Here is a 13569-nt window from a genome sequence, read left to right on the forward strand (position 1 = left end):
TCCATCCTGGGCGAACGGGCTGCGAAAGCCGAGTATTCCCTGGGAGGAATCGGGCACCCCGGCCCATCCCGCCCGCCGTGGGATCATTTGGCATGGCCCTTCCCGACGTACCGCCCGACCTGCCCGACATGCAGGCGACGCGTGGGCGGCCGTTCGGGCTGTATGTCCATGTCCCGTTCTGCATCACTCGCTGCGGTTACTGCGACTTCAACACCTACACGCCCGCGGAGTTGGGTGGCGTCAACCCCGACGCCTGGCTGCAGGCGCTGCGTACGGAGCTCGAACTCGCGGCGGCACGGCTGGACGCACCGACGGTAAACACGGTGTTCGTCGGGGGCGGGACGCCGTCACTGCTGGGCGGCGAACGCCTGGCCGCGCTGCTGCGCATGGTGCGCGACCAGTTCGTACTGGCCCCGGATGCCGAGGTGACCACCGAGGCCAACCCCGAATCGACGTGGCCGGAATTCTTCGATGCCATCCGGGCGGCCGGATACACGCGGGTGTCGCTGGGCATGCAGTCGGTGGCCCCACGGGTGTTGGCGACCCTCGATCGTGTGCACTCACCCGGGCGCGCGGCGTCCGCGGCCGGCGAGGCGATGGCCGCGGGCTTCGACCACGTCAACCTCGACCTGATCTATGGAACCCCCGGGGAAACCGACGACGACCTGACGCGTTCCGTCGACGCGGCCCTCGAGGCGGGCGTCGATCACGTCTCGGCGTATGCCCTGCTTGTCGAGGAGGGCACCGCGCTTGCCCGGCGGGTCCGGCGCGGCGAGCTCGACGCCCCCGACGACGATGTGCTGGCGCATCGCTACGAGCTGGTCGACGCCAAGCTGTCGGCGGCCGGGATGGCCTGGTATGAGGTGTCCAACTGGTCCCGGCCCGGCGGCGAGTGCCGGCATAACCTCGGCTACTGGGACGGCGGCCAATGGTGGGGGGCGGGCCCTGGCGCGCACGGATTCGTCGGCGCGACTCGATGGTGGAATGTCAAGCACCCCAACACTTATGCGGAGATGCTGGCGCGTGCCGCGGTGCCGGTCGCGGGCTTCGAGCAGCTCGGGCCCGACGCCTTGCACACCGAAGACGTGTTGCTGAAAACCCGTCTGCGCCAAGGGCTTCCGCTGGACCGGCTGGATGGCGCCGAACGCGAACGTGCGCAAGCCGTCGTCGCCGACGGGTTGTTGGAGCCCGAGGGCGAGCGCCTGGTCCTCACGCCGCGCGGGCGGCTGCTTGCCGACGCGGTCGTGCGAACGCTGCTGGGGTAGTTCTCAGGTGGCCGGCCGTCAATCGGTCGGTTGAGGGACCGCCAACTTCTCGACGCTGCCCAGGGCGATCCGCGTGCTGGTCTCATGCTTGGACAGGGGCCGCATGTGATCCCATCCCTCGATGACCAGCCTTGGACTTTGGTCTTGGCCGCTGAACTCGTCCAGGTAGTAGCGGAGGGACTCACCTGTCGTGTGGTCGACGAGGGGCACACGCGAGCTCAAGTGGAGATGGACCGTCCGGGTATCCGATGGAAGCTGCCGCAGCTCCCGAATCACGTGGAACAGGTTGAAACACACCAGGGGACCATCCAGGTATAGGTGGTAGTCGCCGTCGTCGAATTCCCTGTCCGACACCGGATTCCGGAACAGACTGAGGAACCGGACGCCGAAATTCGGTTTGGCGGATTCCGAGCCGTTGCGCAGGGTGTGCCAGAGGCCCACGAACCATAGGTTCACCACCAGCTCCAGGGCGATGCCGGTGATGATGCCGATGAGTAGGTCGGTCGTGACGGTCACGAGCAGGGTGGTGGCGAAGACCACGAACTGCTCCGTGCCGATTCGTGCGACCTTGAGCCAGACCGCGGGCTTACACAGCTTGTAGCCGATGAAGACCAGGATGGCGCCGAGGACCGCCATCGGCACCATGTCGATCACATAGCGGCCGAATAGCACGAACAGCAGCAGGAAGCAGGCGTTGTAGAAGTTGGCCCACTGGGTCCGGCCGCCGGCCAGGACATTCGCGGTGCTCTTGACCATGCCGGGGATGATGGTCAAGCCGCCGAGCATGCTCGAGGCGCCGTTCGAAACACCCATGGCCAGCAGCGTCCGGTCCGGGTCGGACCGGCGGCGATACGGGTCAATGTTGTCCACGGCCGCGATCGTCGCCAGGGACTCGGTCGCGTCGATCAACAGGAGGGTGACAACGAGGTAGGCGAGGGGCAGCAACAGTGCGGTATCGGTGAATGCCTCCCCGAACTGGGGGAAGACGATCCCGTGCTCAAGCGAATCGGGCACGTTGATCAGGTAGTGCTTGTCCAATTTCAGGATGAATGTGCTGACCACCGTGCCGGCGAGGAACACCCAGACCGGAGGCGGCATGACCTTCAGCAGCCGCCCGGGGAGGGCCGACAGCACGAAAAGCGCTGCCAGGCAACCGATCCCGAGGGCGCAGACCTGCGGGTGTATCGACGGGACGTGGCTGGGCACTTCGCCCAGGACCGCCCAGAACTCGTGGGCGTCGAACTTCACTCCCATGAAGAGCGGAATCTGCTTGACGATGATCATCAGGCCGATCGCCGCCAGCATGCCCTGGATGGCCGCGGCCGGGAAGATGGCACTCAGGCGCGCCACCTTCAACTTGGCAAGGATCACCTGCAACACGCCCGCGATCGCAATGGCGACAAGGACTAGGGGGTAGCCCACTGCGAGCACCTCGGACGTGGGGGCGCCCCGGCCCAGGCGGGCGTGTCCCAATGCGATCATGCCGGCGAACAGCGCCGGCGCCAGCCCCGCGGCCGGGCCGCTGATGGTCACATACGAGCCGCCCAAGAACGGCAGGATGAAACCGGCGATGATCGCCGACATGATCCCGCAGATCGGCGGCGCACCCGAGGTCATCGCGATGCCCATCGAGAACGGAAGCGAGATCATCGCCACCGTGAAACCCGAGCGAAGGTCATAACGCCAATGTTTGAGGCCGGCCAGGCCATTGCGAGGCTTTTCGCTGTTGCGAAGCTTTTCGCCATTGCGAGGCTCTTCGGTCGGAGCGGTCCGGGCCTGCCGCACGCGTACGCGTGGGCCCCGCTCGACGGCGGCTTCATGAAGCACTGGCGCCTCCCGATGACCTAGTCCGGCGACGCGGAAAGCAGCGAGCGGCACGGGGCGTCCACGAACACGAATCAACCTTGAGGACTCACCAGGCCTCGGTCAACGTAGTGAACGCCTCTTTACGAACAATTAACAACGAGTTGACATGCGCTCGAATAACCCGTCCGGCGCACCGATGCTTGGTGCGCTCAGGCCGCGGCGCGTACGGCCGTCAGTCGAGACGGCGCGGCACGATCGGCATGGCTTGTGCCGCATGGCTTATCGAGACGCCATCGATCAATCGCCCGGCGACCCATGATGTTTCGTCGATCATTGAGCGATCTTCCAGCCGTTTGACCTCAGGTTCCCGGGAACCAGTGTCCGACCAGACGGACGATCTCGATGTACAGGGGGATTCCGATGGTGACGTTATAGGAGAACGTCAGACCCAGTGACGCGGCGAGCGGCAGCGTCGGGCTGGCTTCGGGGATTGCCAGGCGCTGGACCGCCGGCACGGCGATGTAGGACGCCGCACCGCACAGCACCGCGAACAGCACGTAGGTCCCGGTCTTGAAGTCGGTGTGGGTCAGGTAGGCGTAGCTGTAGGCGACGAAAATCCCCAGCGTTGCAAAGAGATTCGGGGCCAGCAGGCCGTAGAAGATGAAACCGAGGCCGGCCGACCGCAGGTCCCTCAATTTGCGCGACGCCGTCATGCCCATTTCCAGCAGGAACAGGCAGAGCACGCCCTGGAATGCCATGACGAAGAACTTGTCGTCGTCCGCAACGACCTTCTGTCCCTGCAGCCCGCTGATGAGGCCGATGACGATCCCGCCGAACAGGAGGACCAGCCCGGGGTTGAGGAAGACTTCCTGGAAGAGCTCGCGGGAGAACAGGGGGGCCTTGACCTTCGCCGGGCGTGGGTCGGCCTCCCAGTCGGGATGTTCCATCTTTTCCAGCGAGAGCTCCAGCTCCTGCTCGAGGGCGCGTTCCTCCTCGGACTCGAGGCTCGCGCCGTGCGGCGGCCGCGCCGCGGTTCCGGGACCGACTCCGACCTTGACGGGCGGGGTGTAGCCGGCTTCGTTGGGCATGTATCCCGCCGTGTCCAACCCCCGGTGCCGCAGGCGCGCCACCAGGTACAGCGCCACCAGGCAGCCGGGCACCTCCATGACGGCCAACATGACGGGCATGTAGGCGTTGAACGCGATGCCGACGGCGGTCAGGACCGCCACGCAGGTGGCAAAAGTTCCCGCGGAGTCCGAGCCGTAGTAGCCGGCCACAGTGGCGCGGTCGACGCTTCTTAGCCGCGTCAGCAAATTCAGCAGCAAGTAGGCGATGCCGCCGATCGCGAAGTTCAGTACGAAGCCCACCGCCATGAATCCCACGATGACCCCGACGCTGGAGGCATTGATCTTGGCGAGTTCTTCGCCGCCATGCCAGCCAATGGCCAGCAGCAGGTACATCGTCAGGCCCTGATAGATCACGTACGGGAATTCGAAGCGCACCTTGAGGATCGGAATGAGGAACCCAAAGTAGAAGAAGAGCAGGAGCGGCTTGAACAGGTTGTGGGTGAAGTTCTGCCAGAACTCTTGCAGCATTGGTGCCTCTCTTGTTGATCCGGCGATCAGGGGAAGCACCGTTCGCAACTACGACCATCCCGAGACCGTGCAAAAATTTAACCCCGCCGGTAGGCGTCCGCCAGTCGAAGACAGCGCGAAAAGGCCGTGTTTAACACAGGCGTATTCAAACGGTCGATTTCGCCAAAGTTGGTGGTCACAGCGCCGCTGGTCGACCGGTATAAGCGGCCCTAGACGTGAATCCACTGTGACTTTTCTGGGGATTCGCTGTGTAGCATTGGTGTCGCCCGGACACGCCGTGGCAGGGCCGACGCCGCCCGCGCGCGGCTAGGGGTTGCGCACGCTTAGATAGGTTAGGCTACATTTACTAACCGTGACCGACGTCAGCGTTTCGCCGAGTTCCGCCGGCACCACGTCATCGCCCATTCCGCTCCCCACCCACATCGAGCCCGCCGACCTGGCGGCCGAGCTGGCTGCGGTGCTGCCCGAGCGGTTGGGCGAGGAGTACCTGCTCTACGAGCACGGCGGTCAATGGGTGCTGGCCAGCGGTGTGCAGGCCATGGTCGAACTGGACAGCGACGAACTGCGCGTCATCCGCGACGGCGTGATTCAGCGGCAACAATGGTCCGGTCGGCCGGGCCCGGTCCTGGGTGAGACCGTCGATCGGTTGTTGCTGGAAACCGATCACGTGTTCGGCTGGATCGCGTTCGAATTCGGCGTCTACCGCTTCGGGCTGCAGCAGCGGCTGTCACCGCGAACCCCGCTGGCCCGATTGTTTTGGCCACGCACCCGCATCGTGGTGACCTCCGAGACGGTTCAGCTTTTCAACGCCGCCGCTTCTCACCGCGAGGCGGTGGTCGGCCTACTCGAAGGCGGTGTTCCGCGCGTGGGCGGCGCCCGCGACGTCGGAGTGACCGCCGACCCGTCGGGCTACCGCGATCGCGTGGCGACGGCCGTGGGCGAGATCGGTGCGGGCAACTACCACAAGGTGATCCTGTCTCGTTGCGTCGAAGTGCCTTTCGCGGTGGACTTCCCGGCAACGTATCGGCTGGGTCGTCGGCACAACACCCCCGTGCGGTCGTTTTTGTTGCGCCTGGGCGGAATTCGCGCCGTCGGCTACAGCCCCGAACTTGTCGCCGCCGTCCACGACGGCGAGGTGGTGACCGAACCCCTGGCCGGAACCCGCGCGCTCGGTCGCGGTCCCGCGCGCGACCGTGAGGCTCGTGACGATCTTGAATCGAATTCGAAAGAGATTGTCGAGCACGCGATTTCGGTGCGCAGCTCGCTGCACGAGATCACCGAGGTCGCCGTGCCGGGCACGCCGGTGGTCACCGATTTCATGACCGTGCGGGAGCGGGGGAGCGTGCAACACCTCGGCTCGACCATCAGCGCGCGGCTGGACCCCTCGCGCGACAGGATGGACGCCCTGGAAGCGCTCTTCCCGGCGGTCACCGCGTCGGGCATCCCGAAGGCGGCGGGTGTCGAGGCCATCCTGCGCCTCGACGATCACCCGCGTGGCCTGTATTCCGGTGCGGTGGTGATGATTTCAGCGGACGGCGGGCTGGATGCCGCGCTGACGCTGCGGGCAGCTTATGAGCGCGACGGTGCGACGTGGCTGAGGGCCGGCGCCGGCATCATCGCGGCGTCGGACCCCGAGCGCGAATTCGAGGAGACCTGCGAGAAGCTCTCAACCCTGGCGCCATATTTGGTTCCGCTTCGCTAGCAGTCCAGTCGGGTAACGGTTGGGGCACGTTTGTGTCACCCCGCGTCACGTCGCGCGGCACCGCGGTTTGCGTCGTCGAGAATGCGGAACATGACGCAATCGCGGGAGCCCGACGATGGCGCGTGAAATCTCGCGGCAGGCGTTCCTGCGGGGCGCCGCCGGGGCGTTGGCCGCCGGCGCGGTGCTCGGATCGGGCCGCGTCGGCTGGGTGCGGGCCACCGCCGCTCCGAGCGCCACCGGCTGGGACGGTCTGTCGAATGCCCTCGGCGGGGAGGTATTGCTACCGAACAGTCCCCAATTCGGTTCGGCCAAGCAGGTTTTCAACACCAACTACAACGGCTATACGCCGGCGGCGATCGTCACGCCCAAATCGGCGGCGGATGTGCAAAAGGCGATGGCATTCGCCGCCGCCAACAACCTCAAGGTCGCTCCGCGCAGCGGTGGGCACTCCTATATCGGGGCGTCCACCGCGAATGGCGCCATGGTGCTCGACCTGCGACAGCTGCCCGGGGACGCCAACTACGACGCCTCTACCGGGCAGGTCACGGTGACGCCGGCGACCAGTCTGTACACGATGCACCGGACCCTGGCCGCGGCCGGCCGCGGCGTCCCGACGGGTACCTGTCCCTCGGTCGGGGCCGCGGGGCACGCCCTGGGTGGCGGAATGGGCGCCCAGTCCCGGCACGCGGGCCTGCTGTGCGACCAGTTGACGTCGGCGTCGGTGGTGCTGCCCAGCGGCCAGGCGGTCACCGCGTCCGCCGGCAGCAACCCCGACCTGTTCTGGGCGTTGCGCGGTGGCGGCGGCGGCAACTTCGGCGTGACGACTGCGCTGACCTTCGCGACATTCCCCACCAAGGACGTCGACGTCGTCAACCTCAACTTCCCGCCACAGTCGTTCGCCCAGGTGCTCGTCGGTTGGCAGAATTGGCTGCGCACCGCCGACCGGAACAGCTGGGCACTGGCCGACGCCACGGTCGACCCAATGGGCACGCATTGCCGGATTCTGGCCACCTGCCCGGCCGGATCGGGTAACGGCACGGCGGCCGCCATCACCCGAGCGGTGGGAATGCAACCGTCCGGCACCGAGAATCACACGTTCAACTACATGGACTTGGTGAACTATCTGGCCGTCGGGAACCTCAACCCGTCGCCGCTGGGATACGTCGGCGGATCCGATGTCTTTCCGACCGTCAACGCCGCGGCCGCCCAGGGGATCGCCTCGGCCGTCAACGCCTTTCCGCGCGGCGCGGGCCGCATGTTGGCCATCATGCACGCGCTCGACGGTGCGCTCGCGAGCGTGGCACCGGGCGCCACGGCGTATCCGTGGCGCCAGCAGTCCGCCCTGGTGCAATGGTATGTCGAAACCGGTGACCCGGCGGCCGCGACCAGCTGGCTCAACACGGCACACCAAGCGGTGCAACAGTATTCGGTGGGCGGCTACGTGAACTACATCGAGGCCAACCAGCCGCCGTCGCGGTACTTCGGCCCGAACCTGGCCCGGCTGACCGCCGTACGGCAGAAGTACGACCCCAGCCGAATCATGTTCTCCGGGCTGAACTTCTAACCAGCTCGCTGCGGTAACGGACGGGAACGCACCAGGGTTGGCCACCAGAACCATGGCCCGAGGATTCGCAGGATGCACGGCACGACGAACGAACGCACGATCAGCGTGTCGAGCAGCAGGCCAATGCACACGGTCGAACCCACCTGACCGACGGTGCGCAGATCGCTGGTGAGCATTGCCAGCATGGTGAACGCGAACACCAAACCGGCGGAAGTCACCACGCCGCCGGTGCTTCCGAGCGCGCGGATCAGGCCGGTGTGGATTCCGGCGTGCAGCTCCTCTTTGACGCGAAGGATCAACAGCAGGTTGTAGTCCGAACCCACCGCCACCAGGATGATGAACGTCAGTGGCAATACCAACCAGTGCAGCGGCAGGCCGATCAGGTGCTGCCAGACGAGGATGGAGAGCCCGAACGCCCCGGCGTAGGAGAAGGCCACCGTGCCGGGGATGACAATGGCTGCCATCAGACTTCTGGTGAGGAACAACATGATCAAGAAGATCAGCACGAAGGCGGCGATCGCCACGATGAGCAGATCGGACGCCGCGTATTGCTTGATGTCCTTGTTGGTTGATCCCGAGCCGCCGATATAAACCTTCGAGCCGGCCAGCGAGGTCTCTTTGAGCGCCACGGTTATCGCCGTGGGGAACTGTTCTACATGCTGCACGCCTTCGGGGCCGTTGGCATCGCCCTCATGGGTGATGATCAGCCGGGCCGCCTTGCCGTCGGGCGACATCAGCAGCTGCATACCGGTTTTGACGTCGTCGTTGTCGAAAGCCTCGTGCGGGATGTAAAAGAAGTCATCGCTGCGGGACTGGTCGAAGTCGAGCCCCACATTGATCTGGTCGTCGAACGTCTGGTCGGTCTGGGTGGACTGCAGAGAAGACTGGCCGTAGGTGCTGACCAATAGAGAGGCTAACGCCTCCGAGTCGTCGGCTGTGAGTTTCAGCTGCGTGATGATTTGCGGCAAGGTCTTGTCGATGACCTCGAGAGAGTTTACGGCGTCCTTGATGTCGTCGGCCATCTTGTCGAGGCCGTCGACCGACTCGAACAGCGACCTGAATGCGTAGCAGATGGGAATGTCGAAACAGTGCTTCTCCCAATAGAAATAGCTGCGCATCGGCCGGAAGAAGTCCTCGAGGTTGGCAAGGTTCGACCTCAACTCGTCGGTGACCTGTTGCATGTCCTCCATGGTGATGACCGTCTTGTGCATCTCATCCGACATCGTTTGGAAGAAGCCGATCTCTTTGCGCAAGACCGCGACCGTGTGCTCCGTAATCTGTGCCTGCTCGTTGGTATTGGCGTTTTGCTGCTTGGTGAACGGGAGCTGTTGACCGCTCCCGCTGCCTTGTGTGGTGAACAAGTAGGGAATGGTGGCATGTTCCAAAGCCCGGCCCATGGGCCTGGTGATGCTTTGCACCATCGCGACGCCGGGAAGGCGTTCGAGGGCCTTGGCCGCGCGGTCTAGTGAGATGAAGTCACCCGAGTTTCGCATGTCGTGATCTGACTCGATCATCAGCATCTCGGAGAACAGCTTGCTCTTCGGGAAGTGCCGGTCGGCAGCTTGGAAACCGAGGTTGGCCGGGGAGTTGTGCGGCTGGTACTGGCGGTCGTCGTAGTTCTGCCGGTACGTCGGCACGAATATGGCCCCGAGCAGAACGGCAGCGGCGCTGGCGAAGAGGATCGGCACCGGCCACCGGACCACGCTCGCGCCGATGCGCCGATACAGATGCGCCTTGGCCTTGCTCCTTGGGTCGAAGAGCCCGAAAAGACTGCCCACGGTCAAGAAGGCCGGGCCCAGCGTCAGCGCCGCCGCGATGGTGAACAGCATGCTGATCGCGACGGCCGGCCCCATGGTGTGGAAATAGTTGAGTCGCGCGAAGGTCAGGCAGTAACACGCCCCCGCGATCGTCAGCCCCGAGCCGAGGATGACGGGTGCGACGCTCTTGTACGCGGTGTAAAACGCCTCCTCCCTGCTTTCGCCGTCGTGTCGGGCCTCGTGATAGCGGCCCATCAAGAAGATGCCGTAGTCCGTGCCCGCTCCCAGCGTCAGCGCGACGACGATGTTCACTGCGAATGACGAGAGCTCGATGTACCCGAGATGCCCAAGGGTGGCGATGACCCCCTTCGCGACCAGCATCTCGAACAGAACTCCGGCCAACGGGACAAACAGGTTGACGATGGAGCGGTACACCAGCAGCAACATCGCGATGATGAGGAAGATCGTCACGATCGTGATGTTGTTCAGGCTCGAATTCGCAATAGCCACAGTGTCTTTGGCGAGCGGGGCCGCGCCGCTGACATAGACCATGAGCCCGGGGGGCGGCGCGTCCTTGGCGACGATATCCCGAACGGCGGCAACGGACTCATTCGCTTGCATCTGGCCGATATCGCCCGCGAGACGCAACAGCACGTATGCGCACTTGCCGTCGAGGCTCTGCGCCCCTGCCGCCGTGATCGGCTTTCCCCACAGATCCATGGCGTACTGCACATGCTTGGGGTCTTGCTTGAACCGGCGCATCAGATCGTCGTAGTACCGGTGATCCGCGTCGCCTAGCGGCCGGTTGGCTTCGAGCACGATCATGGCCAGGCTGGTCGAATTCGACTCGTGGAACTTCGCCCCGATGCTCAGCAGCGCGCGCTGCGACGGCGCGTAGTGCGGGACCAGTGGGCCCGCGAGCTCCTCGGCGACCCTTTCGACCTGCGGCATGAAGGTGTTCGTCGACACGGCGAGCAGGCCCCAGAAGGCGATGATCGGGATCGCGAAGACGCGGACCATTCTGGGGACCAAGGGGCGCTTCGCCCGAGGCTGCGCCTGGTGTTCGCTCATGCGGATTTCACCAGGCAAAACACGTGTGCGTCCTGATGGGCATCGGATTGTTCAGCGCGGACAACGCCATTCACCCGCAACCGGCAGCCGACTTGACCGCCATGAACCTGCGCCGAGATGCTGCCGGACACGACGGTGAGGGTGGTTGCCTCCGTATGCGACCACGGCAAGGTCGTGAGATCGACCTGGTGTGGATGCCCGTTGATGTCCACCCAGACGAGCATCCCGCCATCGCCGACGGAGCCGAACAACTCGTACGTGAGCCGTTTGATACTGAACTCGGGAGGCGCTGCCGGCTCATTGACGGTGATGACGGGCGGGGGATTAGAGAACTGGTGCACCTTCACCATGGCCACCGCGCCCACGCCGATAGCAATGACCGCGACCAATGGCATCCAGACGCGCGCCAAGACGGTCCTGCCGACCGAACGAGGGCTCATTCGATCACCTCTGTAGAACTCGGTCCCGGATCTCGTCTGCGCATCCCGCCCCCGCCCTCGTGCCCATGCAGATAGTAGACGGTCATGTGCCTAACGGGAAATGGGGCCAGGCACAGACGATCGGCACCGCACCGGAACGCCTCAGTACGTCTTGCGCAGGCGCCTCTTCAGCCTTGCGCTTCTGAGAACCTGCACCGTGAGGTTCGTACCGGCCAACATGGGGAAAACGCCGAGAAATGTCCGCTCGGAGGGCGTCGCCCCATGCAGGTGGTAAAGGCTGCCGAACACATAAAAGCAGCCCACCATGAATAGAGCGCCGGGTATGCACAACGCCATCAACGAGCTGCGGGCGGCGATGATTTGCTGCGCGTAGTCCAACTCATCGGGTGACAGCGGTTCGCGTTTGCGCACTTTTTGCGTGACCGCCCTGGCGCTGCCTATTTCTTCGCCTATCGCGGTGGGCGTTCGGTCGCGCAATTGCATTGTGAAGACGAAAGCGACCGCCGCGAACACCAGCGCCAGCACGAGGGCGAGTACCGTCAGAAAACCCCACAAAGCTTCACCCATTGTTCGGCTCCTTCGCGCCTGCCGTCGAACTTAGCATCGCGCACGCGGCCGGCGCACGGCGTCAATCCACGCCGCCGACCTGGCGGGCGATCGCCTTTTTGTCGACCTTGCCGATGGGTGTGGTGGGCAGCGAGGGCATCGCGACCAACACGTCGGGCCGGGCATGCACGGCCACACCGCGCCGGTCGAGGTAGGCGTTCAGTTGCGCAAGGCTGATCGCTTCGCCGGTGAAAACGGCGGCGACGCAAATCTTTTCGCCCAGATAGGGGTCGGGCAGCGCAATGGCCGCGGCCGCGTAGATCGCGGGGTGGCGCAGCAGCTGCTCTTCGAGGTCCGCGGCCGCAATCGTCTCACCGCCGCGACAAATCACGTCTTTCACCCGCCCGGTGACCACCAGGTAGCCGTCTTCCCGACGGCGGACCAAATCGCCGCTGCGGAAGAACCCGTCGGGATCGAAGCAGCGCTCGTTGTCGCGCTCGGCACGGAAGTAACCGTTGAACGTATACGGGCCGCGTACCAGCAGCTCGCCCTCTTCGCCGGGTGACACCGGCTCGCCCACGCCGTCGACGACGCGCAGTTCGTCATCCGCGCACAAGGGCCGGCCCTGGGTGCCGTCCAGCAATTCCGGCGGATCGCCGGGACGGGTGAAATTGAGCAACCCCTCCGCCATGCCGAACACCTGCTGCAGGCCCGGGGTCAGCGTCGCGCGCACCCGTCGGGCGTCCTCGGGCTCGAGTTTGGCACCGCCAACCTGCAAGAGCCGCAACGACTTCGGTGTCACCGGCTCCCAGTCGCAGGCCTGTGCCCACAGTTTGGCCAGCGCCGGCACCAGCGCGGTGACGGTGACGCCGTGGCGGTCGATGGCGGCGAAGGCCGCCTCCGGGCTGGGGTCGGTGCCGAACACGGTGGTGGCGCCCACCGTCATCGCACCGAGTAGCCCCGGACAAGCCAGGGGGAAGTTGTGGCCCGCGGACAGCGCCACCAGATAGACGTCCGGTGCGGTGAGCCCGCAGACGGCGGCGCTCGCGGTCGCGTTGAACACGTAGTCGTTGTGCGTGCGGGGGATGAGCTTGGGTAGGCCGGTGGTGCCGCCGGAAACCAGTAGCAAGGCAGGCGATTCCGGATCCACCGGCGATTCGGTGTTCGGAACCGCCACCGACTCGCACAGCCGCCGCCATGAGACGAACGGACCGGGGTCGCCGTCGACGATGACGTGCTGGAGCGTGGGGTGCTCCTCGGCGAGCTGGCGTGCCATCGCCCGATAGTCGAAACCGTTTGCGGCATCAGCGATTAACAGCGCGCTGGCTTGACCGACGGCGGCAAAGTGTCCCAACTCGGCGGCCCGATGACCGGGCAGGCACATCACCGGGATCGCCCGCGCGCGCAACAGCCCGAACAACGCAACCGCGAATTGGCAGCCGTTCGGCAACTGCAGCAACACCCGGTCGCCCGGTCCGATGCCCAGGCCGCGCAGACCGGCCGCCGCACGGTCGGCCCGCTCGTCGAGTTCGGCGTAGCTGAGTCGCTCACCCGGCAGTGCGTCGAGCACGGCGATCCGGTCGGGCCAGCGTCGCGCAGCGTCGGCGAGGATCGCGTCCACGGCCCGACCAGTCCAATACCCGGCCGCCCGGTACGCGGCGGCCCTATCGGCCGGGAACGGTACGAATCCCTCCACGCCTTCGGCCGCCGGCTGCGCGGTGTCTGCGGGCATCGGACTCCTCAGTGGGGGGCTAGTGGCGGCGACCCGGTGATCGAGGATAGGGTACCCAAAGAAATTAGGGCAGCCTTTGCTAATTCCGAGG

General features: G+C 65.3%; 9 protein-coding genes. 3 read left to right on the forward strand and 6 right to left on the reverse strand.

Going from position 1 to position 13569, the window contains the following annotated elements; genetic code table 11:
- The first annotated feature begins 92 nt into the window (after positions 1 to 92).
- Positions 93 to 1265: a radical SAM family heme chaperone HemW gene (hemW, locus tag A5744_RS22795; protein ID WP_076064646.1), complete on the forward strand. Its 1173-nt coding sequence runs from the start codon at positions 93 to 95 to the stop codon at positions 1263 to 1265.
- An 18-nt stretch (positions 1266 to 1283) separates the two neighbouring features.
- On the opposite strand, the gene A5744_RS22800 is transcribed toward hemW, so the two are convergent.
- Together A5744_RS22800 and A5744_RS22805 are read right to left on the reverse strand one after the other, a co-directional pair.
- Positions 1284 to 3050, reverse strand: coding sequence for a SulP family inorganic anion transporter (locus A5744_RS22800; RefSeq protein WP_256385464.1), 1767 nt, complete (start codon positions 3048 to 3050; stop codon positions 1284 to 1286).
- 380 nt (positions 3051 to 3430) lie between these two features.
- Positions 3431 to 4666, reverse strand: coding sequence for a sodium-dependent bicarbonate transport family permease (locus tag A5744_RS22805; RefSeq protein ID WP_076064647.1), 1236 nt, complete (start codon positions 4664 to 4666; stop codon positions 3431 to 3433).
- A gap of 352 nt (positions 4667 to 5018) precedes the next feature.
- Between A5744_RS22805 and A5744_RS22810 the strand changes: the two genes are divergently transcribed.
- Positions 5019 to 6368: a salicylate synthase gene (locus A5744_RS22810; protein WP_076064648.1), complete on the forward strand. Its 1350-nt coding sequence runs from the start codon at positions 5019 to 5021 to the stop codon at positions 6366 to 6368.
- A gap of 115 nt (positions 6369 to 6483) precedes the next feature.
- Positions 6484 to 7932, forward strand: a complete 1449-nt coding sequence (locus tag A5744_RS22815; RefSeq protein WP_076064649.1) for an FAD-binding oxidoreductase — start codon at positions 6484 to 6486, stop codon at positions 7930 to 7932.
- Here A5744_RS22815 and A5744_RS22820 read toward each other — a convergent pair.
- The 4 genes from A5744_RS22820 to A5744_RS22835 all read right to left on the reverse strand — a co-directional run bounded on the left by A5744_RS22820 (position 7929) and on the right by A5744_RS22835 (position 13478).
- Entirely contained in the window at positions 7929 to 10760 is a 2832-nt protein-coding gene (locus A5744_RS22820) for an RND family transporter (protein ID WP_076064650.1), read from the reverse strand. The genes A5744_RS22815 and A5744_RS22820 overlap by 4 nt on opposite strands.
- Complete coding sequence (locus A5744_RS22825; RefSeq protein ID WP_076064651.1) at positions 10757 to 11200, reverse strand: MmpS family transport accessory protein; 444 nt, start codon at positions 11198 to 11200, stop codon at positions 10757 to 10759. Before A5744_RS22825 ends, A5744_RS22820 begins: the two co-directional genes overlap by 4 nt.
- 141 nt (positions 11201 to 11341) lie before the next feature.
- Entirely contained in the window at positions 11342 to 11767 is a 426-nt protein-coding gene (locus A5744_RS22830; protein ID WP_076064652.1) for a hypothetical protein, read from the reverse strand.
- 61 nt (positions 11768 to 11828) lie between these two features.
- Positions 11829 to 13478 carry an AMP-binding protein gene (locus A5744_RS22835; RefSeq protein WP_076064653.1) on the reverse strand — a complete coding sequence of 550 codons (1650 nt, stop codon included), beginning with the start codon at positions 13476 to 13478 and terminating at the stop codon, positions 11829 to 11831.
- Positions 13479 to 13569 lie beyond the last annotated feature (91 nt).

It is taken from the genome of Mycobacterium sp. IS-1264 (assembly GCF_001954195.1).
In the GTDB taxonomy this organism is placed as follows: domain Bacteria; phylum Actinomycetota; class Actinomycetes; order Mycobacteriales; family Mycobacteriaceae; genus Mycobacterium.

Excerpts from the sequence above, each read along its gene's own strand:
- A5744_RS22805 (WP_076064647.1), bottom strand. The coding sequence starts at position 4,666 with ATGCTGCAAGAGTTCTGGCAGAACTTCACCCACAACCTGTTCAAGCCG.
- A5744_RS22815 (WP_076064649.1), top strand. The coding sequence starts at position 6,484 with ATGGCGCGTGAAATCTCGCGGCAGGCGTTCCTGCGGGGCGCCGCCGGG.
- A5744_RS22830 (WP_076064652.1), bottom strand. The coding sequence starts at position 11,767 with ATGGGTGAAGCTTTGTGGGGTTTTCTGACGGTACTCGCCCTCGTGCTG.
- A5744_RS22820 (WP_076064650.1), bottom strand. The coding sequence starts at position 10,760 with ATGAGCGAACACCAGGCGCAGCCTCGGGCGAAGCGCCCCTTGGTCCCC.
- A5744_RS22825 (WP_076064651.1), bottom strand. The coding sequence starts at position 11,200 with ATGAGCCCTCGTTCGGTCGGCAGGACCGTCTTGGCGCGCGTCTGGATG.
- hemW (WP_076064646.1), top strand. The coding sequence starts at position 93 with ATGGCCCTTCCCGACGTACCGCCCGACCTGCCCGACATGCAGGCGACG.
- A5744_RS22835 (WP_076064653.1), bottom strand. The coding sequence starts at position 13,478 with ATGCCCGCAGACACCGCGCAGCCGGCGGCCGAAGGCGTGGAGGGATTC.